General features: G+C 67.6%; 22 protein-coding genes. 4 read left to right on the top strand and 18 right to left on the bottom strand.

All coding sequences use genetic code 11. From position 1 onward, the window contains the following. Positions 1–275 precede the first annotated feature (275 nt). From RJ03_RS28930 to RJ03_RS28940, 3 genes are read left to right on the top strand one after another with little or no spacing between them, the layout of a single operon-like run. Complete coding sequence (locus RJ03_RS28930) at positions 276–1,631, top strand: helix-turn-helix domain-containing protein (protein ID WP_157163516.1); 1,356 nt, start codon at positions 276–278, stop codon at positions 1,629–1,631. Further along, on the top strand, positions 1,628–2,311 hold the full coding sequence (locus RJ03_RS28935; RefSeq protein WP_036508482.1) for a RibD family protein: 684 nt from the start codon (positions 1,628–1,630) through the stop codon (positions 2,309–2,311). The genes RJ03_RS28930 and RJ03_RS28935 overlap by 4 nt, the downstream gene beginning before the upstream one ends. Beyond that, on the top strand, positions 2,308–2,763 hold the full coding sequence (locus tag RJ03_RS28940) for a deaminase (protein WP_036508459.1): 456 nt from the start codon (positions 2,308–2,310) through the stop codon (positions 2,761–2,763). Before RJ03_RS28935 ends, RJ03_RS28940 begins: the two co-directional genes overlap by 4 nt. Positions 2,764–3,439: 676 nt before the next feature. On the opposite strand, the gene RJ03_RS37435 is transcribed toward RJ03_RS28940, so the two are convergent. Together RJ03_RS37435 and RJ03_RS37440 are read right to left on the bottom strand one after the other, a co-directional pair. Next, entirely contained in the window at positions 3,440–3,895 is a 456-nt protein-coding gene (locus tag RJ03_RS37435) for a hypothetical protein (RefSeq protein WP_157163517.1), read from the bottom strand. Between the two features lie 48 nt (positions 3,896–3,943). After that, on the bottom strand, positions 3,944–4,180 hold the full coding sequence (locus RJ03_RS37440) for a hypothetical protein (RefSeq protein ID WP_157163518.1): 237 nt from the start codon (positions 4,178–4,180) through the stop codon (positions 3,944–3,946). Positions 4,181–4,586: 406 nt separating this feature from the next. Between RJ03_RS37440 and RJ03_RS28945 the strand changes: the two genes are divergently transcribed. Beyond that, the gene (locus RJ03_RS28945) at positions 4,587–4,790 is read left to right on the top strand and encodes a hypothetical protein (protein ID WP_036508462.1); all 204 of its coding nucleotides are present in this window, start codon (positions 4,587–4,589) and stop codon (positions 4,788–4,790) included. Between the two features lie 25 nt (positions 4,791–4,815). Here the strand turns inward: RJ03_RS28945 and mobF are convergent, their stop codons facing one another. The 16 genes from mobF to RJ03_RS29020 all read right to left on the bottom strand — a co-directional run. After that, a complete protein-coding gene (mobF, locus tag RJ03_RS38880) occupies positions 4,816–10,368 on the bottom strand; it encodes a MobF family relaxase (RefSeq protein ID WP_051025371.1) in 5,553 nt (1,850 codons plus the stop codon). A gap of 551 nt (positions 10,369–10,919) precedes the next feature. Beyond that, the gene (locus tag RJ03_RS28955) at positions 10,920–12,359 is read right to left on the bottom strand and encodes a hypothetical protein (RefSeq protein ID WP_036508463.1); all 1,440 of its coding nucleotides are present in this window, start codon (positions 12,357–12,359) and stop codon (positions 10,920–10,922) included. 424 nt (positions 12,360–12,783) lie between these two features. Further along, positions 12,784–13,329, bottom strand: a complete 546-nt coding sequence (locus RJ03_RS28960; RefSeq protein ID WP_036508464.1) for a single-stranded DNA-binding protein — start codon at positions 13,327–13,329, stop codon at positions 12,784–12,786. Positions 13,330–13,411: 82 nt separating this feature from the next. After that, complete coding sequence (locus RJ03_RS28965; RefSeq protein ID WP_036508466.1) at positions 13,412–15,103, bottom strand: ParB/RepB/Spo0J family partition protein; 1,692 nt, start codon at positions 15,101–15,103, stop codon at positions 13,412–13,414. Between the two features lie 98 nt (positions 15,104–15,201). Next, a complete protein-coding gene (locus RJ03_RS28970; protein ID WP_036508468.1) occupies positions 15,202–15,441 on the bottom strand; it encodes a hypothetical protein in 240 nt (79 codons plus the stop codon). Between the two features lie 60 nt (positions 15,442–15,501). After that, on the bottom strand, positions 15,502–16,539 hold the full coding sequence (locus RJ03_RS28975) for a DUF4192 domain-containing protein (RefSeq protein ID WP_157163519.1): 1,038 nt from the start codon (positions 16,537–16,539) through the stop codon (positions 15,502–15,504). 83 nt (positions 16,540–16,622) lie between these two features. Beyond that, on the bottom strand, positions 16,623–16,817 hold the full coding sequence (locus RJ03_RS39260; RefSeq protein ID WP_051025373.1) for a hypothetical protein: 195 nt from the start codon (positions 16,815–16,817) through the stop codon (positions 16,623–16,625). Continuing rightward, complete coding sequence (locus RJ03_RS28980) at positions 16,786–17,493, bottom strand: DNA-processing protein DprA (protein WP_051025374.1); 708 nt, start codon at positions 17,491–17,493, stop codon at positions 16,786–16,788. The genes RJ03_RS39260 and RJ03_RS28980 overlap by 32 nt, the downstream gene beginning before the upstream one ends. After that, the gene (locus RJ03_RS28985) at positions 17,490–18,416 is read right to left on the bottom strand and encodes a DNA-processing protein DprA (protein ID WP_051025375.1); all 927 of its coding nucleotides are present in this window, start codon (positions 18,414–18,416) and stop codon (positions 17,490–17,492) included. Before RJ03_RS28985 ends, RJ03_RS28980 begins: the two co-directional genes overlap by 4 nt. Positions 18,417–18,834: 418 nt before the next feature. Beyond that, positions 18,835–19,332, bottom strand: coding sequence for a TIGR04338 family metallohydrolase (locus tag RJ03_RS28990; RefSeq protein WP_036508471.1), 498 nt, complete (start codon positions 19,330–19,332; stop codon positions 18,835–18,837). Further along, positions 19,329–20,102 carry a DUF2786 domain-containing protein gene (locus RJ03_RS28995; protein ID WP_373281732.1) on the bottom strand — a complete coding sequence of 258 codons (774 nt, stop codon included), beginning with the start codon at positions 20,100–20,102 and terminating at the stop codon, positions 19,329–19,331. The genes RJ03_RS28990 and RJ03_RS28995 overlap by 4 nt, the downstream gene beginning before the upstream one ends. Beyond that, a complete protein-coding gene (locus RJ03_RS29000) occupies positions 20,099–20,776 on the bottom strand; it encodes a hypothetical protein (RefSeq protein WP_051025376.1) in 678 nt (225 codons plus the stop codon). The genes RJ03_RS28995 and RJ03_RS29000 overlap by 4 nt, the downstream gene beginning before the upstream one ends. 172 nt (positions 20,777–20,948) lie before the next feature. After that, a complete protein-coding gene (locus RJ03_RS29005; RefSeq protein ID WP_036508476.1) occupies positions 20,949–21,197 on the bottom strand; it encodes a hypothetical protein in 249 nt (82 codons plus the stop codon). An 82-nt stretch (positions 21,198–21,279) separates the two neighbouring features. Further along, entirely contained in the window at positions 21,280–22,038 is a 759-nt protein-coding gene (locus RJ03_RS29010) for a class II glutamine amidotransferase domain-containing protein (protein WP_036508479.1), read from the bottom strand. Beyond that, positions 22,026–23,243, bottom strand: a complete 1,218-nt coding sequence (locus tag RJ03_RS38590; RefSeq protein WP_245552413.1) for a hypothetical protein — start codon at positions 23,241–23,243, stop codon at positions 22,026–22,028. Before RJ03_RS38590 ends, RJ03_RS29010 begins: the two co-directional genes overlap by 13 nt. Before the next feature lie 141 nt (positions 23,244–23,384). After that, positions 23,385–24,144: class II glutamine amidotransferase (locus RJ03_RS29020; RefSeq protein WP_245552414.1), on the bottom strand; the 760-nt coding region annotated here is incomplete at its 5' end.

Consider the following 24,144-nt stretch of genomic DNA (forward strand, 5'->3'; position numbering starts at 1 on the left):
CCTCCCATCTAGTGTGTGAACGGCACCCGCCGCCGAAGATCCGTTCGCCCGTCGATCCGGCGTCGCTGTGGGATTGATCGACGGACGAAAGGGGTGCCGGTTCGATCCGGCGGCGGGGCCTGGTATGAGGGTTGCTCCGGCCGAAAGCATTGACCACGAAGTAATTCCGCAGCTTTCGCGCAACTTCCAATCGCCCGCGGTTGCCTACGTGACGGCTCGGTGGGGGAGGTGTACTTTTCGATCTAGAACACGGCATGAGCAGGGGAGCTGGGCCGATGATCGTTTACGGATGGACCGGTATCGAGGTCAAGGCATTGCGTTCCGCCATGCAACTCACGATCGAGGAGTTCGCCCGACGGGTAGAAGTTTCGTCGCGCGCCGTCGACGGCTGGGAATCAGCCGGTGCGGCGGCGTCGTTACGTCCATCGAGCAAACGTCAGCTGGACAAAGTGCTTGCTGGTGCGTCCGATGCGGTGACAGCGCGGTTCGCGAACCTCCTGGGTGCCACTGCGATCGACCACGACGAGGTGGATTGCTCTTCGCCTGTAACGGTTACGCTGGCCAACGACACCCTCGGTCACGCGACTGTGATGGGTGCTGATGAAGCTGATCTGGTTTGGGTTCCGGCCCGAACCGCCGCTGGAGAGGTCATTCTCGTGTCACTCCCACGTCGCACGGTAATCGCTGGAATCGGGGTGAGCGCGCTCGCGTTAGCCGCTGGCGTCAAACCCGCAGCCGTCCTGGCGAATTCCCCAGAAATCGACCGGCTCGACCACTTCCATAAGCTGCGCCTGTCACTGATCGAAAGCGACAACCTGCACGGCGCCGGCGACGTCATCCCTCTGGTCGAGCAAAGTATCGAGCGAATCGGACAACTGCGCCGCGCGGGATTCGGAGATCCAGCAGGAATGCAACGTATGCGGGTGCTCTACGCCGAGTTCGCTGCATGGCTGCACCAGGATTGCCGAGATTGGGGCCGCGCCCAGCACTGGACCGACCGCGGCCTTACCTGGTCGCACCAGCTGGGCGATCCGTATTCGATCGCGGCGGTACTGACCCGCAAGGCACAGATCGCCAACGACATGGGCGACGGCGTAGAAGCACGCGAACTGGCTGAGGCCGCCGATCGTGCGGCCCCGCCGGGAACCCGGTTCGGCGCTGTGGCGTACACATTCGCCGGTCAGGGCAGTGCGCTCATAGGGGACAACGCTGGTAGCGAGGCTGCGTTCGACCGTGCCCGGCACCTGGCTGAGGACGTCAATGCAGATCCGTCATGGGGTTTCTTTCTCGATCAGGCCTATATCGACGCACACCAGGCGCAGGGACGGGTCGCGATGGGCGACTACCGAGGCGCGATCGACCAATTCAGCCAGGCAATCAGCGGCATGCGGTCGGGGCAGACCCGCGACCAGGCGGTCTACATCGCACGACAAGCTGTGGCCTACGTCCGCGCAGGTGAAGCAGAAGCGGCCGCCAAACTCGCCTCCACCGTAATCGACATCGGCGTGAGCACCGGATCCGAGCGCATCCTGCACAACCTGCGTACGGTGAATAGCATGCTGGATCCGGGCAGCAGGCAACCTGAGATCGTCGGATTCCGCGCCGCTGCTGAGAAGTGGTCGCTCACGTGAGCCGCACGCACGTTCTCCTCTCGGTTGCGACCAGCGTCGACGGGTATCTCGATGACACCAGCCCGCAACGTTTGATGCTGTCCAACGAGGCCGACTTCGATCGGGTCGATCAGTTGCGCGCCGAATCCGACGCAATTCTTGTGGGGGCAGAGACGATACGACGTGACAACCCACGGTTGACAGTCAAAAGCGAAGCACGCAAGGCAATTCGACTCGCGGCGGGAAAGCTGGCCACTCCGCGCAAGATCACCGTCAGCACCAGCGGCGACCTCGATCCGGAAGCCAAGTTCTGGCATCACGGCGTTGACGAAAAGCCCATCATCTACACGACGGTCGCGGGCGCTGAGAAGTTGGCAGTACGTCTCTCCGACCTGGCCGAGATCGTGCCCCTCGGTCAGACAGTTGACTTCGCCGCCCTCGTCAATGACCTGAGCGTCCGCGGGATCGGCCAACTGATGGTGGAGGGTGGCGGTCATATCCACACCGCTTTCCTGGCCGCCGGCCTGGCCGATGAACTGCTGATGGCCATCGGTCCTACGCTCGTCGGCGAGAGCTCCGCGCCGCGGTTCCTCCGCCCCGCTGAATATCCCGGCGGACCGACCCGGCGCATGCGCCTGGTAGATGTCACACAGATCGGCGATGTCGCCGTGCTGCGTTACCACCCCAAGGAGGACTCGTGAGCGAAAACGACCACAAGCGCTGGATGAACCGAGCCATCGAACTCGCTGAGCAGTGCCCTGTCGTCGAGGGCGCCTTCTCGGTCGGCGCGGTCATCGTCGTGGACGGTGAGGAAATTGCAACAGGCTACTCCCGTGAGACCGATGAAAAGGTACACGCCGAGGAGTCCGCGCTGAACAAACTCGCCGTGGATGATCCACGGCTCTCTCGCGCCACGATCTACAGCACCCTCGAACCATGCTCCGAGCGCGCGACGAAAACCCGGATGCCTTGCACCGAGCGCATTCTCCAGGCCGGGATCCCTGAAGTGGTCATCGCCTGGCGCGAGCCCTCAACGTTCGTCGAGGACTGCGTGGGCGTAGAAAAGCTTCAGCAGGAGGGCGTAACGGTCATCGAGCTGTCCGAACTGGCCGATGCGGCGATGGCAATGAACCGGCACCTCGACCTGTCATAGCCGTTCAAGTCCGATGCGCGTCGCGAGAAGTTAGAGAACTGGCCCGGCACGAGCGGGTGGCCGAAACGTGGCCGTGTCCCCTCTGGTCCATAAGCCCACCTCGACGAGCTCGAGCCAGTTGCTGTCGGCCATGCGCAACATCCATGTGAGAGGCGGAGACATCGCAGGTGAGCTCCGGACCGCTGGCTTTGACCACCACCGCGATCTTGTTTCGCCGAAATCGGGTTGGTGACTCGTAGGGATGGCTTTGCCAACGTCGACGACCGGCACGGGCGGGGCACCGTCGGGCGAAGCGTTTCGATCTCCCCCGGGAGCCTGTCGGTGAACTCCACTCTCCGGCCAGCGGAAGGCTCGAGTCTCGCATTCGAGACCGCTGCTACGCACGATCGACCACAACTTGTCCGAAAGTGGCGCAATTCCCTTCGGTTCGTGTTTAAGCGCCGAAAAAGACTCCTACTCAGCATGATTCACGCCTCGTCGCCGATAGCCTGCCGCCCTGTGGTATTTCGGCCCACTACGCGGTCACCGTCAGCGACCGCGTTTGTAGACCGAGGGCGCCACTGTGCGATATCGGCACTCATGGGTGTTCTTCTAGCGCCCGAGCAGCTATCGGCGCCGCGCATCCGGATGCCAGGGTCCGCCGAATCGAGCAAGCCAGGCTCAATGATGGGGGTAGTCAGTGCCGTTTGCCAAGAGTCGGCAGACCGCCGCGAACGACACGGACGCTGGTGGATCGTGTGGACGGGCGCACGTCAACTGTCGCAACGACCGAGCAGGTGCGCTTGTGGTCTCGGTCGTGTCCGACGAATTGACCGCACTCGGCGCATTCGGTGACCTCAACCGGGACCGCGCGTGGCGGGCGCGGCTGGTTGTCGAAGCTTCCATCAGGCTCGACGATGAAGCGTCCTGATTCGTCGCATTGATTGTGCGTGCCGGGGCGATGGTGGCCGTTGACGGTTCCGGTGCGCAGGTTCACGGCGGTTTCCTTACCGCATTCTTCGCATATGTACTCCACATAATGGGGCTTGAACGGTGCGCTTGTGGGTTGGAACTCACTCATGGCATCGATCTCCGATCGCACGACGTGCCTTGCGGCCGTTAATCCATTGTCGCTCAGGGCGGTTGCCGTCACGGTGTATCGGCGATGTCCGATCCTTTCACCCGCCGACAGCGACTTGACTCACCAGTCCGGATGCCCATCACCAACCTGGACATCAGTTCGAGGTGAAGGCGTGCCGGTGAATTCGGCCGGCGCTTCGGGGAACGGGCGGCCCAACCCTTCGGAGATCGAGTGTTCGCGGTCCACAACGCATTCGGCGGCGCACTGGTCGATGCGTTCCGTCTCGGCCATCTCACGGGTTGAGGACGTCGTCCCAAATGCGTTCGCGATTTCGCACGTGGCGTGGTGCTCACTCACTCGGCCGGCTTTCCTCGTGCCCGTTTGGCCGCCCTCAGCCCTGTGATAGCCAGGCGACAGATAATCGAGTCATCATCCGACCGCAGGCCCTATGCCAGATCTCGTTGTATTCTGCGCAATTCGATGCGGGGCGAGCTTAAATCAACGTTGGTGTCGCGGATGCCACACCCGGTGCGGCAGGATCTGGATTGACCGTGGCTCCCAGAGCCGCCGCGTCCGAAAGACCACAACTATGGATTGAAGGCGGATGATCCGGGTCGTCCGGTTTCAGGCGTAAGCGCCGTCGATCCCCGCGCTTCTACTTGGCCAGCGTGGGATAGTGGTGAACGATCCCGGCGCCCGGCCTGACCGGATCGGCGATGCGCAGTCAACACCTCCCGATGTACGTTGAGAGTGAGAAGGGCGAATGCATATCGCCCTGGTGGCGCGTGGTGACATCTCTATTCGTGCAGCGGCCGAATCGAATCACGTGAGCCAGCTGATCGTCCGGGGTCTCACGCAGACAGATATCCCCGACGACCGTTCGGCTTTGCTCGATGCCATCGACGCATTGATCCGCTTAGGCGCCCTCGGAGCCGCCCGCATGGTCAACGGGTCCGAACGAGGTTGAGCTGCATCTAGGTGATCGGATTGTGCTAGAGCTCGCGGCTGTCAGTTTCGGCGACGTTGGTGTCGAGGCCGGGGTGTTCGACGGCAGACCACCACTCGGCGTCATCGTGGCGGTTGGCGCGCTGTGCGTGTTCGGTGGTGGCTTGGTCGGGCGTGAGGTGGGCGCGGCGTGTGCGTTCGGCGTGTAGTTCGGTGAGTTCTTCTTCCAGCCAGTCGGTATCGATCGGGTCGCCTGCGTGGGTGTTGGCGGGTGCTGGGCCGTAGATGGTGGTCTCGTCGTCGGCGAGTTGAATGCGGAGTTCGAGGGTGCCGATCGCTTGGACGAGTTCGGTATCGGTGAGCATGTGAGTCGGGTTAGACGGATCGAACCCTGTGTCGCCGTCCAGGACTTGCGTTGAATTGTTCTGGCTGGCCAGCGTTTCGGCTGTCAGGAGTGCGTCTGCGAAGGCTTCGATGGTCGCGCGGTCGGCCGGGTTTCGTGTGTGGCGCCAGTCTTTCCGCAGTAGTGCTAGTGCCGCGGTGGGTGGGTGCCGGTCGGTGATGAATGCGCAGCGGGCGGCGACGTGATCGGCGGGGCCGTGGGCGGGGATGCCGGGTTGGTTGTCGTCGCGGCAGGTGCTGCAGAGTCCGTCGTCGCAGTGGTGTTGGTGGGTGTCGGTGCGGGCGCGTTCGAGTCCGCAGGCGAGGCAGGGGAGTTCGTGGTGGTCGGGGACGGCATAGCGGTCGTAGTCGACGGTGTGGCCGGTGCCGGCGAGGAAGCTGGTGGTGTCGGAGCGTTCTGGTGCCTCTTTGCCGGGCCGGTGGCGCGTGGCGCCGGTTCCTTCGGGGACGGGTAGGTGGGTGGGGTCGGCGTCGAGGTCGGCGAAGGATTGGGTGTAGATGTCGAACACGTCGCGGCCGAGATCGGGACGGGGTGGCCGCCGTCGTGCGGGGTCCATGTATTCGTCTTGATCGCGTGCTGCGGTGCGCGGTTCGCGGCCGGACCGCGCGTTGGCAGGTGGCTGGTGGAGGCGTGGGTCGGTGGCAGGGATTGCGGCGAGGATAAATGCCCGGTGTTCGGGGTAGCGGTCGGCGGCCCATCGGAGCCGCGCGACCGCGACCGGGTAGGCGCGGATGGTCAGGGTGGTGATGACGCGTTGGAGGAGTTCGCGTTCGGTGTTGTCGAGGCGGGCGGTGAGGCGGGTGAAGGTCTGTCGGGCGTCGTCGATCCTGGCGGAGGACACGAGGTCGCCGATCGCGTGAACGATGTCGGCGGGCAACGGACTCACACTGTCGTCGTGGTTTGGGTTGGCGTCGTGGGGCTCGGGTGTCGGTGGTGTCATGGCGGTCGCTGTTCCGGTTGCGGGGTGGGGGTTTTCGGATTCTGGCGCTGGGTGGGTAAGTATTTCGATGCGCCAGGCCAGCGCGGTGGCGAGTCGATTGGCGCGGGGGAGCGCTGTCGCGTCGTCGGTGGCGGTGACGAGAAGCTCGTGGGCGGTGGCGAGCAGGTCGTGGGGTGTCCAGTCGTTGGGTGCGGTATCGATGGCGGCGACCAGGCGCGGCCAGGCGGGATCGGTGATGACATGTTCGGCGAGGTCGTGGCCGAGGATGTCGTGCAGGTGTGGTGTCCAGTCGGGACGTAGGGGTGGTCCGGTGTGGGTGGTGAGTGCGGAGGGGTCGAGGCGCAGGCGTGACCAAAGGGCGGCGGCGGGCATGTCGTCGGGCAGCGCGCGGGTTGCGGCGGCGTCGGTGAGCAGGGTGTCGATGTCGAGTCCGGCCGCGGCGGCGGTGTCGAGATGGTTGGCGAGGACGGGCCACCAGGGGTCGCTGGTGATGCGTGTGTCGAGGCGTTTGACCAGTGGCTCCCAGGTGTGGGTGGCGGTGTGCAGGTCCCCGAGTGCATCGGTCACCCGGGCGGTGAGGCGTGTGTGGTGGTCGCGTTCGCGGGTGGGGAAGCGGGTGGGGCCGGTGGGTCGTAGGTCGGTGTCGGGGACGTGGTTGGCCGCGCGCCACACCGCCAGCTCCGCGATGAGCTCGCGGTTGCCGAGCAGGGGCCGCGCCCATACCGGTGCGGTGGCGGCGGTCCAGGTTCGGGCGTCGGTGGTGATCTGGGTGGCGAGGTCGGCGACGATGCGTCGGCGTGCGTGTAGCTGGTCGGCCAGTTCCGGGTCGGATAACTGGTGTGGCAGGCCGAGCAGCCAGGGTAGGGGTCCGGTTCCGGTGGAGTGTGCGCCGCTGGTGTCGAGGCGCCAGTCGAGCACGGCGGCGGGGTCTTTTGCGGTGTCGAGTTCGCGGTCGTCGATGGCCTCGCGTAGCGCGGTGGCGGGGTCGTGGCCGGCGAGGGCGAGGATGGCCAGGTGCTGGCGCAGGGTGGGGTAGGCGGGGGCGTCGGTGAGTCCGGGGAGCAGGGTTTCGGCGTGCTGGTCGAGTTGGGTGAGGGTGTCGGGGCCGAGGGTGTGTTCGGTGGCGACGCCGATGGCGTCGAGGTAGATGTCGACAGCGCGGCCGAGCCGGCGGTAGGGGTCGAGGGCGTCGCGCAGGGAGGTGTGGGCGCTGGTGTGGGTGGCCTCGCGGGCCAGGATGTGTTGCAGGACTTCGACGGCGGTGCGGGGCAGGATGGCGGGTTCGGTCCAGAAGGAGGCTTCGCTGCCATCGATGGTGGTGGGGACGTAGAGGTGGTTGGCGTGGATTCCGCGGGTGATCGCGACGTACAGCTGGTTGCGTGATTCGCCGCCGGTGAGCACGGTATGGCAGGTGTCGGCGGTGGTGCCTTGGGCGGAATCGATCGTCATCGCATACCCGAGTCGCACATGCAGACCGACGTATTCGGGAGGAAGCACCGTGGCCCCGCCGGGCCGGCCGCCGGGACGCAGGTGGGTGATGGTCATGCTGCCGTCGGCGTGCACGGTGTCGACACGCCAGCGGTAGCCGTTGCGAACCCAGTCGCGTTCCCCGAGGGCCAGGCGGCGGTTGTTGCGGCGAGTGCAGACGATGTCCCCGGCAGACGCGGTCAACCCGTCACTCAATTCTGTCGTGGCCGAGGCGCTTTCGGTGGTGCGGGCGAGGCGGTCGGCGCGGGCGCGGTCGTTGAGGTCGGTGACGATGTCGTGGGTCGGGGCGAGCATGATCGCGTCGCGTCCGGCGTGCCGGTCGGCGAACCAGGCGCCGTAGGCTTTGTCGGCGACGGTGGCCGCGCTGCCGGAATGGATGCGCTGGTGGTCGAGGTAGAAGCCGAGACCTGATGGATCGCCGTCGCGCAGTGCGAGGCCGGCGGTGGCTTCGGCGGTGTCGGCGAAGCGCACCACGTGCGTCAACGTGATCGCGTCGGGGGCGTGGGTGCCTTCTATCCCGGCGCCGCCGGCGTCGATCGAGGGCAGTTGTTTGTCGTCGCCGACGCACCGGACGGTGGCCCCCTGGGCGGTGAGGAATTCGAACAATCGCAGCCGTTTTCGATCCGACAGCTTGACATGTTCATCGACGATCACCAGCGTGAGTTCGCCGATCTGGTGGACCCACATCGGTACGGCGGCGGGGAAACCGCCAGCCGATGGCGCGGTTTCGGGGTCATTGCGTGGTCGGTGTCGGTCGAGGATGTGTAGGAGTCGGTCGACGGTTTCGACGAGGGCGCCGGTGGCTTCGGCGAGGATCGCGGCAGGCGCGGCCTCGGGGGCCAGGCCGAGCACTGTTCCGCCGGAGGCGTGCCAGGCATCGACGAGGACGCGCATGGCGGTGGTTTTCCCGGTGCCCGCCGGGGCGGACGCGACCGCGATGCGCGCCGCTGACGTGGCGAAGTGGATGACCATGGCGGTCTGGCCGGCGTTGAGTTTCTTTCCTTTGTGGGCGGGATCGGTGTTGTAGGCCGCGATCGCGGCGGTGACGAAACGCTCGTCGATGATGCGTCCCCCGGGTTGGACCGACAGTTCGGTGAGGCGGTATTCGATGTCGAGTTGGCGGGCGGAGGTATAGGTCTGGGTGCCGGAATGGGTGTAGGCGCTGGCGCCGTCGCGGCGCTGGAACGGTGCGGGCACGGTGGCGAGGTCGGGTTCGGCAGCGATGTCGGGGTCTTGGCGGGCGAGTGAATGGCGGGGTGAGAGTGCTTGGGCGACAACTGCGTCGGCGATGTCGGCCCAGGTGTCGCGGCCGGTGAGGGCGCGGATGCGGCGTTCGGTTTCGGCGCGGATGTGGTGGTGCTGCCACACCGACCGCTGTCCCGACACCACCTCCACCACCTCGCGAGCGATATCCGCGACGCGATCCTCGCCGACCGTCGGTGAGGGAGGCGCCGCGCGGTTGATGCTGGTGGCGACGATCTGGTCGAGGATGGTGTGGTCCCCGAGCACGGTGGAGGCTTGGGTGCGCCAGTCGCGGCGTTGCTCGGCCCACGACCGCGACAGGTGTTTGGCCGGGCGGGTCTGCAAGGTCGCGACCTGGGAGAGATTCCACATCTCGGCCGCGGTGGGCTCGCGCCCGAGTTGCTGATGGAACTCGACAGCCAGCGCGCCCAGCCGTGTCCGGATGGCGGCGTCGCGGCGTGACCAGTACCGGATCAACACCTCAGGGATGCCGACGATCTCGCGGATGGGGCGTTTGTTCGGGTTGGTGCCGGCGCGTTCGGCGAACTCGACCCGGAGGTCGGCGCGCAGGTGGTGTTCGAGGCGGGTGTTGTAGATCTCGCTGATCGTCACGTTCAGCCGGTAGATCTGCGCCGCGTCCAGGGTCCGCCAGCGCCCGTCGGCACCGCGGACGCGGTTGGCGAGCACGACATGGGTGTGTAAATCCGGGTCCCCGCATCGGGATTCGCGGTGAACGAACCGTGCGGCGATGATGCCGTCGACATCGAGTTGACGCACCCCGTTGCGGCCCGCCCGGGTGAAGACTCCATGCTTTTGCAGCCATCGCAGTGCGTCGTCCACGGCGGCGTCGTGCGCTGCGGCTATGCGCTGGGACACCGTGAGGGGTGCGATGGCCCAGAGCGCGGAGACGCTTTTGACTGGAGAGAAAGTGAGGTCGAACCCGGCGACCGCCGCTGATTTCGGGCGCGACATCTTGGTGACGAACCCGGACAACTCGCGGTCGTCCAATGGCGGTCGCTCGTAGTGTTCGGTGAACATTTCCGTCGCGACGTCGGTGCGGATCCGTGCGCGAACCTCGTCGGGAATCGCCGCGCGGGCGTCGACTCCGGCAGCAATATTGTGTTCGGCGAACGCCTTGCCGCAGCGTTTGCGGAACTCGTTGTCACCGGAATAGGTGCGATATGGGCTACCTAAACGTGTCGCGCGTTCCGCGATTTCCTTTGCGGCTTTGAGGCTGGTTCCTTTCGCGGTTTCGGAGGCGATGACGCGTGCGGTGATCGCGTCGGCGTCGGGATGGTGGCCGTGGCCGAACAACGCCCGCATCTGCGCTTCGGTGACCTCGTCACCGGGTGAGAGGTCCAGGGCGGCAAGTCCGTTGCCCCACCACATACCGGGTTGTTCACCGTGGGCGGAGTAATAGTCCGAGAGGGTTGCGGGTCCGCGGTCGCTGGCATCGGCCGCCGCGACCTGACGAAGGTAATACCGGTAACTGTCGCCCGCGAGAATTTTGTGAAGCGTCGCGGTCACCTATCCATCACAAGCCCAGTGCACCCAGTATTTCCAGACTTCGAAGGGAGGTAGTTTGTATCAAAACGCGTCATTTCCCCACGATGTAAGGAAATTCTCAGATTCCGCGATGCATGAGGTCTGCTATGGGTGAGTGAGTGTGTGGGGGTGAGGGGTTATGGAGGATATGGGGTTATGGGTGTGAGGGGATATGTGGTGTGAGTGTGTGTGGGTGATGTGTGGTGGTGAATGAGTGGGAGTGGTTGTGGGATGTGGCGGTGGGGCCTGCGGGCAGGTTGTCGCAGACCCCACGCGGACGCAAGCGATCGGGACCGCGCTGCGGTTGCGCGGCGCGATCGGGTTAGTCGTGTGGGCGCTGGCCGTCGCACGGCACGGGGGTGTCGGGGACGGTCATGAGTGGGTGGCCCGACAGGGCGAGGCCGATGAGCAGTCCGACGATGAAGATGAGCAGGTCGTGCATGCGGAACTCCTTGCAGGGGGCGGTGGTTGGTGGCCGGTCCGTCGCGGGTGGGGCGTCACCGCGACGGACCGGAGCGCGACGCTCGCCTGTGTCAGGCGGCGACGGTTCGGCGGGTGGGTGGAGTGACGAGGCCGAGCCAGACGCGGCACTCGGTGCAGAACCCGTCGTCGTGGATGGCGCGGATGCGGGTGCATCCCTCGCAGCGGGCCTGGCGCTGCCCCGCACCAGTCACCGGGCCGCGACGGCGGCGTGTCACAGGCTTCGCCTGCGCACCGGCTTCAGCGTCGGCCTCCGCACCAGTGGCGTGCTCGGCGTGTGCGGGTTGGGGCACGAACTCGTCGATGATGGTGGTCAGCCAGCGCGGTGCACGTCGGCGTGTCTCGGCCAGCAGGGCGGGAGCGGCGCCTGGGTAGGTGGTGGTGAGGAACCGGCAGTAGGTGCGGGCGAGGTCGGTGGCGGTGAAGCCGGTGGGCAGTTCGGGCAGGCGCGGTGCGCGGTCGTCGCTGCGGCAGTAGTCGCACAGGCCGTCGTCGCTGCGCCACCGGCCGCCGTCGCTGTGGAGGGGGTTCTGGTCGACGGTGGAGCGTTCGATGAAGCAGCCGATGCAGCGCCACCCGGAGATCGGCGTCATGGCCTCGCGGGTGTAGTCCACACTGTTGCCCTGGAACGGCAACTCCGGCCGCAGATCTCCACGCACACCGGTGCGGGCATCGGCGTAGGCGAGCGCCTCCTCATGTGAGACGCGGCGGGAGCGCTCGGCAGCTGCGGCGGCGTGGGTGTGCTGTTCGGCGACGTGGTGCACGAACTCGAGATCCCACCGTGCCCGCACATCGTCATCGCTGCGCGGCTGCGCGCCCTGCACGCGCTCCGACGACGACGGCGCGGGTTCGGGGAGCAGGCCGAGGTCGCGGAACCGCTGCTCGCTGGCGCGGTTACGCGCGAGCTCACCGGCCATGGTGTCGCGGTGCAGAGTGTCGGCGACGTAGGCGGTGACCACGTCGGGTTCGATGAGCGCGGGGCGGCGCTTGCCGCGGGCACGGACACGCGCGGTGATCCGCTCGGGCGTCATCCGTGACTTGTCGGTCTGCCGTGACGGCGCGAGGAAGAGCCGGGCGGGCGGGTTGCGCCACAACCGGATCGAGGTCCGCTCGGTCTCGACGGCCGCGAGAGGGGCGTAGTCGCGGAAGACTTCGTCATCGACGCTGCTGTCGCCTGTGCGGGCGCGCTGTTCCAGGAGCGCGATCCGTTCGGCACGCTCGCGCACATACAGGCCGGGGTCGGTGTCGGGCAGCAGCCGCGCCAGCAGTGCGCGTTTGGGTTCGTCGTGACGGAACGCGGCTTCCAGGCGCAGCAGCGCGCTGCGATACGGGTAGAGGGTGAAGGTGTCGACCATGGCGTCGAGCACGTCCCGTTCGCCGGGGGTGGCGTGGGTGAGCGCGGTGGTGAAGGTGCGGCGCGCTGCGCGGCGGTCGCTGGTGATGGCGTAGTCGAGGTGGGCAATGGCGTCGAGGAAGGCGCTGGTTTCGGTCACGAGAGTTCGTCCTGTCGTCAATCGAAGATGAGGCGAGCACCCGCTGGGACCGGTACGGCCCCGTGATCGACCATGCGGGTGTCGGGCCGGTCGTGGTGACCAGCCGAGGGCGCGAGAACCGGGGCGGGACACGACGCGCGTTGGGGGCGGAACGCGCCGGGGCGTGCGCGGGCGAATTCCCGCGCACACCACCCCGGCCGGCGGGAGAGCGTGGGGTCGGCGCGCCGGGGAATTCGTGCGCGCCGGGCGCGGGCCGTCACGCGCGGCGCAGCCCGCCCTGGTAGCCCTCGGATGGCTGGTCACCGCGACCGGCCAGACCCCCGCCCCACAACGCAACTCACCCCGCCCGGAACCGACGGTTCCGGGCGGGGTGAGCGAGCCGAGCAAATGGAATTAGAGAGGCAGTGCGTTAGGAAGCAGTGCGTTAGAACGGGGGCGCGTCGCCGCCGAAACCCGCGGCGGCCCCGGCCATCGCCGGCTCCCGCCACGGATCCGAACTCTCCGACGGAGAAGCCGACGGCTGCTCGAATCCTGCGCCGGGGTCGCCGAATCCGTCGCGGTGCGTGGTGACCGCGCGTCGGGTCCGCGGGCCGCCGGATCCGTGTGCGGTGGCGCGGGTGACCGTCGCGGTGGCGTAACGCAGGGAGGCGCCGACCTCGTCGACGTCGAGTTCGACGACGGTGCGTTTGTCGCCCTCGCGGGTGGTGAACGAACGCTGCTTGAGTCGCCCGGTGACGATGACACGCGCACCGCGCGTCAGCGACTCGGCGAGATTCTCCGCGGCCTGGCGCCACAGATTGCAGCGCAGGAACAGCGGATCGCCGTCTTTCCACTCACCGGCGTCGCGGTCGAAATATCGCGGTGTCGAGGCGACGGTGAAATTGGCGACCGCCGCGCCAGCGGGAGTGAACCGGAGCTCGGGCGCCTCGGTCAGATTTCCTACGACGGTCATCACCGTGTCACCGGCCATGGACGTCCTCCTCAATCAGTGAACGGGATCGGATTGCATGCAAGGACCGGCCCTGCCACAGTGCGGCAGGGCCGGGTTCTGGTTATGTGTCGATGGGGATGTCGCGGTAGTCGATGTCGCCCGCGGCGGCCTGTTCGACCTCGACCAACGCGAAATCGTCGCCGGGACCGGCGATGTCGGCGAGCAGGTGCAGATACCGGGACGTGGCCTCCGAGCGTGTGCGCCACAAGCTCTTGTCCAGCGTGGCCTCGCGGGTGGCCAGCACCATGCCCAGTGTGAGCACCAATGCCCGGTTCACCGACGCCGAACCGATCACTTTCACCAGTTCCTCGGTCGAGAACCCGATACCGAGCAGCTTGGTCACCAACTGCAACGCACCCGGCGCCAGATTCCGCGCCAAATATTCGGCCACGAAATGCGCGCCCTGCGTCGGCGGTTTGGTGCGCTGGAAGTACGTGGCGAGGAAATCCTCGCGACGCTCGGCCGCGGCCACGCCCCGCTTGTTCAGCTCCCGCACCCGGCGCCGCGCCAGCCGCGATTGTTCCCGCGCCTCCGCCGCGCGTTCGGCGGCGGCCAGGGCCTCCTGCGGGTCGCCAGCCTGCGCAACAGCCAGCCGAAGTCCAGCGGTGTCGAGCTGGTCGGCGAGCAGGTAGTAGGCCGGGATCCAGCGGTCACGCCACGCCAGCCCATCCGCGCGGCGCAACCCGTCACCGGGTTCGGTGTCGGTATCGTTTTGGGTGTCCCAGTCGACGGTGTCCGGATCGACGAGCGCGCCGGTGGCGGTGTCGACCAGCTCACTGTTTTCCTCGACGTCGACCCACACCAGCCACTGCGCCGGATGGGCGTACACGTCGTCGTCGGTGACCGGTTCGCCGTCGGAGCGGACGAGGTCGTTGACGGCCAGGTATCCGTCGTCGGCGCCGGGTTCGTCGGTGAGGACCCCGAATCCGTAAGCGGCATACGGCAGTGACGCGTGCAGACGTCGCCGGGTTTCCTCGCGGTCCCCGGCGATCGAGTTGGCCGTGTAGCCGAAGTTATAGCGGGTAGCCGAGGTCAGTTTCTCCACAGCGTCGGTGTCGCCGAGGTTGTCGTACTCGGCGATGACCGCGAGCTGATCGAGGCTGTACTGGCCGTCGTCGGCGAGCTTGCGTCCGGCTTCGGAACGACCGACCGCGGCGAGCTTGCGCACGTCGGCGCGTTTGGCCTTTTGCAGCCCCCGTGCGATCCGGGTCGGTGAGGCACCCAGATCGAGCATGAGCGCGATACCGGCGGCGTAGTCGGCCTGCGTCAACGGGATCCGTCGCTCGTTGAGATTGATCTGCACCATCGTGCGATCGATGCGCCGCTGCTTGATATCGATCTCGGTGGGCGCCTCGGTGATCCACACCGGCACCCGGGTGACACCGACGGCCTGGGCGATCAACACTCGCACCTGGCCATCGATCACATGCACCGTGCCGTCGGGTTCGCGTTCGGCCAACACCGGCGTACCCACACCGAATTCGCGGATCGAGGCGGCTTGCTTGGGGTGCTGGTCGACGTCGAAGTCTTTGCGCACGTTTTCCGCGATCACCAACTCCCGCGGATCCATATACGCCGCGGTCGCGTTCGGCGGGACCGGCGCCCGGTCGGGGGTGTCTTCGTCGCCGGTGTCGGTGGGCGCGGGCTGCGAGTCAGGGTGCTCGTCGGCAGCCTGAGCGTCGGTCGCGGTGGGCGGAGTGGGGTCGGCGTCGGGTTCGATGTCGGGGACGACGGTGAGGGTGGTCGAACTCAAAGGGGGACCTCCTAGGAGATGACGAACGGCGCGGCCCCACCGGTTGGATGACGGTGTGGCCGCGCCTGTCTGGACGGTGAACCGGATTGGGGTGTGGTTCAGGCGGCTGCCTGGCTCGAGGTGCGGGTGACGTTGATCGGGTGCAGGCGCAGCACGCCGTGCTCGTCGTCGAGGTAGGCCCAGTGGCGGCCCCGCCACCCGGCGTGCACGCCGCGCCAGCGGTCGGCGACGGCGGAATCCATCTCGGCGAGGGTGGCGGTCGCGCCGGCGGCGCCACGGTGTTCGAGTCGATTGAATTCCGCGCGGGACAGGGTCGGGACAGAGTTCGCGGACGGCATGAAATGTGACCTTTCTGATCGGGGACGAAACGAGGAGACGAGAAAAAGAGGCGATGCTGGTCAGTGGTGGAGATCGACGCCGAGGGCGTCGGCGATGTCGTGCGCGTGGGTGACGACCGCGCCGAGTCGGGGCGGGGACGTGCCGTCTAGCAACGCGGCGTCGAGGGAGCGGGCGAACCGGTGTTGTGGGTCGGAGGCCAGGGCCGCGTCCAGCGCGATCGAGGCCAGCACTCCATTGCCTCGGTGATAGGCCGAGAACGCCAGCAGAGCCGCGGGATGGGCGCGTTCGGGATCGGGCAGGCTGCGGGTGAGCAGCGCCCACAACCGTTCAGCCGCGTCGACGCGGGCAGTGCCGGCCAGCCCGAGCAGGCAATGGCGCACGGCGGCCGTGCGTAAGGCCACCGCGAGCCTGGCGATATCCGCCGGGGTCAGCGCCGAACCTGCCGCCAGCGTGTCAATGTGCTCGATCACCATGGCGACGGTGTCGGTGATCTCGCCGGACGCGCGCTGCGTGCTGAGGCTGGCGACCTCGGGGAGCAGTGCGCGGACCTGGTCGGCCACCCCCGGGTCGGGCTCGATCAGGCGGGCCAGTTCCTCGCGTGACCGGTGGATCGGATGTCCCGCGACGACGGTGGCGGCGAGCGCCGATGCGTCGGGGTCGGGTACGACGCCGGACTCGGTGGCATCGGGCAGGCTCCACCACGGCGCGCCTGCTTCGATCACGCGGGTCGCCCACGCCGACGCGAGAACAACACCGCGTCTGGTGAGGGCACGGTCGAGGATGTCGAGGATGTGGGTGTGCCCGCTGTGCGGCGCGGGTGCTGGTTGCGCGGTGCTGTCGACGACGAGAACCAATACTGCCGATGCGTTTTCGTGCGCGGCGAGGTCGGCCAATTGCGTGACGCCGGTGGTGAGCCGCTTGTCAGTGATGGGGAGGTCGTGGCGGGCGACGCCTTTGATGCAGACCTCGTCGTCGGGAGGGCGGCGTTCGAGCAGTGCCACGACCAATGAATCGACAGGGTAGAAGCCGAGCAGGGCCGGCACGGCGGCGATGAATTCACCCGGGGCAGACATGCGTAGTGGCGTCGGCTGAGTCATGAACAGTCCCTTCACTGGACAACGAATCGGACACGGCCGACACAGCTGACTGGGACGCGGGCAGCCAGGTCGGCGTGGCGCGGTCAGCTCAGGATGTGGTGGATGTCGTGGCCGTTGGTGATCAGGCGCGCGCGGCCGGTGGCGATCAACTCGTGCGGCAGCGCGGTGGTCGCGCTGGTCACCGGCCCTGGCACCGCGAACACCGGAACCCGGTGACGCACAGCGTGCGCGGCGATCGTGGCGGGTTCACCGCCTGGTGTGGACTCGATGATCAGCACTGCCCGCGACAGCGCAGCGCAGGCGAGCCTGGGCGCGGCGACGCGCCCGGGTCACACCCGTGCCGGGCGGATATTCGGAGATTAGAAGTCCGCTGGTGGCGATGGTGTCGAGTAGTCCGGAATGTCCGGGCGGGTGAGCGACGTCGATCCCGGCCGCGAGAACCGCGACTGGACTGCCGTGCGCGGCCAGCGCGGCTTTGTGCGCGATGGCGGCGACGCCGTATGCGCTGCCCGCCACGACATTCCAGCCCAAGGCGATGAGTTCGGCGGCGATCCGGCCGGTGACGGTGCGGCCGTATCCGGTCGCCGCGCGGGAGCCGGTGACGGTGATCGCCCGCTCGGTGAGGGTGTCGAGGCGGGCGGGGCCGCGCAGGTAGAGCGCGAACGGGCCGGATTGTGGGGCGCGCTCCAGCCGCGCCAGCCGCGGCCATGGCCATTCGGCGTCGTCGCGAGTGATCAGCCGTGCTCCGAGTTCGTCGAGACGGTCGGCGTCGCGGCGCGCGTGCTCCTCGAGACCGGAAGGGATCGCGAAACCGGCGTGGCCGCGGCGGATCCGGTCCGCTATCTCGCTCGTGGGTCCGGACTGGCACACCAGCCGGGGTCCGCGCGCGTTGTGGGTGAGCGCGCGGGCGACAAGGGCGCAGTCCAACAGGTCGGAGGTGATGGTGTCGGTCACGACGCTGGCCCCGCGCCGAGATCGGTGACGATGTCGAGTGCCTCGCGTCCACTGGCCGCCAGGTGCGCGGTGCGTTCACGCAGTAGCTGGTGACATCCGGCGGAAGTCGCTGAGTAGATCGGTCCGGGAACCGCGGCGATGCGGCGGTGCAGTCGCTGGGCCCACGACGCGGTGTCGAGGGTTCCCGACCGCGAACCGGCCTCGCAGATCACCAGGCCGGTTGAGAGCGCCGCCACGAGCCGATTGCGTTCGAGGAAGCGGGGTTTGGTCGGCACGGAGCCGGGCGGATACTCCGACACAATCAGTCCGCGGTCCGCGAGCCGATCGAACAGCCGGGTGTTGCCGGCCGGGCGGGCGCGGTCGATCCCGGCGGCCACGACCGCGATGGTGGGTGCCGACAACAGCAGTGCTGCCTGGTGGGCGGCGGTATCGATGCCGAACCCCGCGCCGCTGAGGACCCGCCAGCCGCGGTCGGCGAAGTAGGTCGCCATATCGTGGGCCACGTGGATGCCGTAGTCGGAGGCAGCCCGCGACCCCGTCACCGCCACGGTGCGATCCACCGACACCGGGAGCGGCAGCGGCCCGCGCACCCACAACGCAACCGGGGCAGGAACATTCGCGCGTTCGAGGTCGGCGACCGCGGCCGTTGGCCAATCGGGATCCTCCGGCGTTACCAGCATCGCGTCGACTACGGCGGCGCGATCGAGATCCGCCACCGCCTGCTCGCCCACATCTGGTGGGATCTGGAACAGTTCGTGTTCGGTGCACAACCGATCAGCGACTTCCTCGACATCGGTGTCGGCCAGAAGGGTCGACACCGCAAGAGAATTGGTCAACGCGGCGCGAGCGGCGACGGCCCACGCGAGCCGCCGCCGCGAGGTCAACGGCGCCAAGCGTTCGAAGGCATGGTCGGAAGCCGACACGGTGATCCTCCTGAGGAGAGAGTCGATGGCGGAGTCGAGCAACGCTGGCTGGAGAGCCATCACGTGGCCGGCCGCCGTGAGGGGAGCCGGACCGGCTCGATGCTGTGCTCCACACCGGTAAGGGCATCGGTGTTCGCGAGCGAGAGGCTTATCGAGAACCGCCGCATGGGAGCCGGAGTCAGGAAGAACGGGCGCGTCCGGAGGGGTGGAACTACGCCCGTTCTCGCCCCCTTTCGTCCCAGTAACGGTGTGAGAGCACCGTCATGACGAAGGGGTTGCATCGGGGAAGGGAATGGTGCGAGTCACCCGTGTGTCCCCTCGATCCCCCGATCCCATCGCGAATCCTAAACGCCGGGGTCCTGTCGCGGCGGTGGGTGAGCGAACCGCATTGGAAATATTCGTGTCACAGGTCGCGGTGCTAGGCGAGGAGGGCTCCGGTGTCGTGGAGCAGGGTGCGCATCAGCCATCCGGCTTCGGCGCCGACGACAGTGTCGAGGACATTGCAGAACACGCGGCAGAACTCGGGGCCGTGCCCAGCGGGGCGGGGTTGCAGGTGGTGGGCCAGCTCGTGCAGCACCAGCAGTTCTCGCACGGCACGCTCGCGGAGCGGGACGGCGATCGTGGCAGTGGCCGGCTCGTAGTGTGCGTAGCGGCTGCCGCGCCGCGCACGCACCCGCACTGGTACCGCGGCGTGCGGGTACCGGGCCCGAATAGAGGGCAACGACAGAACGGCCTCGAGGTATGCGCTCACGGATTCGACTGTGCCCATGCGTCTTTCGATCGGCACGCTGATCTGGGAGCCGAACAGTTCGACGGTGCGCCCGGGAGTGCGGTCGGCGAGATCGAAAAGGGCACGCAGCCGGTGCTCGGCGTCGTAGACCTTGCGGCGTTGTGTGTCGCGTGGCCGTGCGGTCACGACGGCAAACCTTTGCGCGGTCCGTCGATGTGGCCGAGGTCGTGCAGGCGGGCGCGTTGTCCGTCGCGGTCGCCGGCGTCCGCGGCGGCCGGTGCGTGTCCCATGGCTCGCCGGTGACCGTTCCAGGTGCCTTTCGCGGTCGAGTGTGCGGTGTAGTAGTCGCGCAGCTCGATGTCTTTGTCCCGCAACGCCAACGCCGTGCCTGGTCCTGCCGGTGCGTCAGTGGCGAGGGCGTCGGCGCGGGCGCGGGCGCGGTCGGCGCGCAGGCGTTGTCCGACGCGGGCGGCGAAGGCGCGCGGGTAGGCCAGGCGTGCGGTGACACGGGCGACCGGGTGGCGTTGGTGGGCTGCGGAGTGCAGGTAGGCGCGTGAGCCGCGCACCATCTGGGCGAGCAGATGGGTGTAGAGCAGTTGGGTGGTGTCGATGTCGATGTCGGTGCCGAGCCCGAAGGCGATCACCCAGGTCGAATTGTGGGCGGCGTCCACGCGGACGTCGTTGGCGTGGGCGATGGCCACGAACAACGCCACATAGGTGGCCAGCCCCTTGGTTCCCTTGGCGCCGATCTCGATGCGCCGCATGCCCGGCATCGGTCGGGCACGGCCGCGGTCGGCGGCCGCCGCGCGCGCGACGGCCAGGTCGATGGAATGCTGGGTCGCCAGCTGCTGGGCGCGGGACAGGAATGCCTCGGCCTCGTGCGGGTTGTCGGTGCCCTCCGCCTGGCGCATCAACGCACCGATACGTGTGAGCAACTTGTCCGATCCGGTCATCATTCACCGTCCTCGGTGAACAGGATGCGGGTGGCGATGATCGCGGCCAGCAGATCCAACGGCTGCTCCCCGGTGTCGGTGGGTGCGGCGTCGCGGACCTTTCGGAGTTTGCGCAGCCGCGAGGCAGGGCGCAGTTCGACACCGAACCTGTCCATGCCGTGCTCGCCGCCGGGCGCTCGGATCAGGGTGTAATCCTCGATCGCGATCCACGCCTCGTACCACGCTTCGGCCGGGTGGCCTTCACGCCGGCCTTCGCCGGGATCGGGAGTCGGTGGCGCCCAGAGGCGGCAGGTGCACTCCGGGTCGCCGCACGGGCGGCGGCTGGGATGGCGGTTGTAGTGATCGGTCTGGCCGGCCAGCATGGGGCATGTCCGTTTCGAGTAGAGGCCGCACTCGGGGTGCAGAGCGGGTTCTGGGCCGATGCCGCGCAGGTAGTCCTGCGGCCTGATGTAGACCACGGCCCAGGGACCGTCGAGGCGCTGACCGCACACTTGACACAGGCTGTGCAGCCAGATCTGTTGCAGCCGCGCCGGGTTCACCGCGCCCCACACCGGTTTGCCGGGGTCGCGGTGGGTCATCGTGATGTAAGGCACGACCATGCCCGCCGAGACCGGCGCCTCGGCCAGACGCTGTGGAACTGGAACCAGGCCGGCGGGGACGCCGGGAGAGTCGGGCATCGGGTACCTCCATTCGGATCGAAAAAAGGGGGGAGGAGCAAATGAGGAGCGACGGGCGTGTTGCGGTGAGTCGGGCCGGCTGGCCGAGAGCATCGTCGTTGCCTGGCGGTCCCTGTCCGCGGCCACGACAGCTACTGAGGCATCGCCGGGGATAGGCAGCACATCAACGCCTTCAGCTCGCCGAGCCTGGAGAAGTGAACGTACGCAGTGCGCGAGAGGCGGCGCGCACGAGCTGTTCCCGGCGCTGGTAGTCGGCGACGGCGTGGTTGAGCAGATCCAGGGGCTCACCGCCGACGACTGTGGCCATTGCGTGCGCGACACCGAGCGCATGCCGCGCCGAGGTGATGTACGGTTCGAGCGCGTCGAGCAACACAGTGACGGTGTCGTCGCGGCTCAACGGTTGTGCGGTGGACGCGCACACGGGCACAGCTCCTCTCATGACCGATGCGGGCGCGCCCGCGGAGTGGTGGCGGGCGCGCGAGGTGATCGGTGGCCGGGCAGGTTCAGTGGGTTGGCAGGCCGAACAGGTCGGCGTAGCGATCGACGCCGTCGAATTGCGGACACGCGCAGCGGGGGAAGGGGTGGGCGCAGTCGGCGCAGTAGCCGCAGTATCCGCAGTGGGGGCCGAAGGGGTCGTCTTCGAATTGGCCGCAGTGTTCGCAGAAGCCGATGTAGTCGGTGTCGGCGCTGGCCCATTCGCGCATCAGGTAGCTGTCGTTGGAGTACCAGGTGCCGCCGACCCAGTGCCCGTGGCGTTCGTTGAAGATGTAGGCGGGGTATTTGTAGGCGGGATCGGTGGTCAAGATGACGACCTTGTTACCGGTGAGCCAGTGCTCGAACCGGTCGCGCCCGGCCCAGCTGTCCAGCGACCCGAACGGGTTGGTGGGCAGGAAATCCTCGGCCGCGATCCGGGTATCCGAGCGCGTGTCGCCGGCGGCGGGGTGCACGGTGGGAGGCAGGACCCCGTTGTGGGCGAGCACCGTTCGTGGATCGCCACCGACGGGGAAGGGGTGACAGTTGCTGGTGTCGCGGTCGCCGTGGGTGGCGTAGCGGGAGTGGAACAACGCCGGACCACCGGGGTGCTTCGCCCGCTGTCGGGCGAATTCGTCGATCACCTCGTCACTGTTCATGCCGTGGCCGACGAGAATGGCCTCGCCGGTGTGGATGGCGTAGCCGTGGCCGTGCGGGTTGGCCAGCGCGCCGCCGTGCAGGGCGTCGAGGTCGGGGTCCTGGCCGGGTTTGTAGAAGGTCAGGATGCACACGCGAGGGCCTCCAATTCGTCGGTCAGGCAGCGATATTCGGGCCGGGCGGCCAGCCACGCGGTGAACGCGGTCCATTCCCAGCCGCGGCGGCGGGCGATGTCGGCGGCTGAGAGGGTGCGGGTGTATTCGACGGAGGCGTCGGCGAAAGCGAGCGCCGCTTGCACCTCGCGCGTGTGCAGAGAGCTGGCGAACACCCGCAGCTCGAACGTGTCCTCGGGGCACACATTGATCGCCCGGTACCGGAACGCGCCTCCGGTTTCACCCTTGGCGTGGGCGGCGGCGTTGGCGCGGGCACCGGGGTCGAATACGGCCCACTGCTCGGAGTCACGACGAGCCAGCACTTTGATGTGGGATTCGTTGCGGTAGACGAACTTCAACCACCGGTAGGTGTGCGCGGGAGAGGAGAATCCGGCGCGGGACACGTGCACGTGGATTCCGACGCTGGTATCGGTGTAGGCTCCCAGCAACCGCAACCGATTCAACAGCGACCACGGAAACTGTTGGCGCGCATACTCATACGACATCGGGTGCGTGACGAGTTCGTATCCGCACGGCTGGATGCTGCCGTCGTGTTTCAAATATCCGAGGTCGCCGAGCCCGTCGATGGCGAGTTCGGCAGCGTCATCGAAAACATCTCGGGGGGTTTTGATTTCGAGTTCCAGCCCGAGGTAGAGCGGTCCGGTGCCGTGGAAGTCGGGTTCGGGTTTGTAGCCGTAGGAGTGGATGCCGTTGTGGTCGGGGCGTTGGTTGGCGCAGGTGTCGCAATAGTCCTCCCACTGACGGATGAGGATGTCGCAGCCGGCGCAGCAGCGGTAGTCGGTGTCCTCGCAGCGCCGGCACACCTCCGCCCCGGCTTCGGTTTCGTTGAGTCCGCTCGCGCGCGAGCCGCATTCGTCGCACACCCGGTAGCTGTCGGCGCAGTTGTCGCAGACCTCGCCGTGGCCGTTGGCGGCGACCAGATCGCTGTCGAAGCGGTCGCAGTCGCGGCAGCGGCGCCAGCCGATCGAGCATTCGCTGCACAGTTCGGTGCCGCGCACGGTAGAGCGGCGCTCTTGTGCGGGGGTGGCGCAGTCGTCGCATTTGTCGAGCCGGTCGGCGCACGCGCGGCACAGATGATCACCTTCGATGGTGGTGACGGTCGTGTTGTCGTCGATCGGGTGTGAACAGTCCTCACACCGCCGATCGGTGAGAGTGGATGCGGGCATACAGGATTCACGTCCTTCCAAAAAAGTGGGTGGACACACGACGGCGCCCCGCTGCGGGCCGGGGTAGCGGCGCGAAGCGGGGCGCAAGAGGAAAGCGGTGCCATGCAGCTCGGGTCGAGCGGGCCTGGCGGTCGGGTCAGGTCAGCTGGATGCGGGGACCGCGGTGGGAGCTGGCCGGGTCGGGGTGGGCAGGCAGGCGCAGTGGGAGAGGACGTGGTGGCAGTGGAAGCACCAGCCGCAGGCGCGGCAGTGGCGGCTGGTGCGTTCGAGATCGCGGTCCAGGCAGTACCCGCACACCGTGCGGCGTCGGGCCGGCCACCGCAGTTCGGGCGGCAGGTAGGAGCGGTTGGAATACCAGATTCCGCCCACCCACAGCCCGGCGCGCTCACCGAACAGGTAGGCGGTGTGGGCGTAGGCGGGGTCGACGGTCAAGATCACCAGCTTGCTCGGCCCCAGCCAGCCCGCTAGTCCGCGCGCCCCGGCGGCGGTGTCGATCGGCCCGAACGGTTGAGTGGGCAGGTAGTCCTCGGCCGCGATCCGGGTATCCGAGCGCAGGTCGAACGCACGCGGATGCACACGTTTAGGCAGAGTGCCGTTGTGCGCCAACACGGTGCGCGGATCACCGCCGAGCCGGAACGGATGACAGTTGGACAGGTCGACCGCGCCGCGGGTGGCGTAGCGGGAGTGGAACAACGCCGGACCGTCCGGGTGCTCGGCGCGGGTGCGGGCGAAGGTGCCGATAACGGTGTCGGCGTTCATGCCGTGCCCGGTGATGATGCGGCCGCCGGTGACGATCGCGAAGCCGTGACCGTCTGGGTTCGCGTCGGCCCCGAACCGCAACGCGCGCCTGTCGATCGCAGTGCCGGCGGGGTAGTAGGTCAGCAGGCACATTGCAGGTCCC

The sequence above is a fragment of the Nocardia aobensis NBRC 100429 genome, from assembly GCF_000308375.1.
Lineage (GTDB): Bacteria > Actinomycetota > Actinomycetes > Mycobacteriales > Mycobacteriaceae > Nocardia > Nocardia aobensis.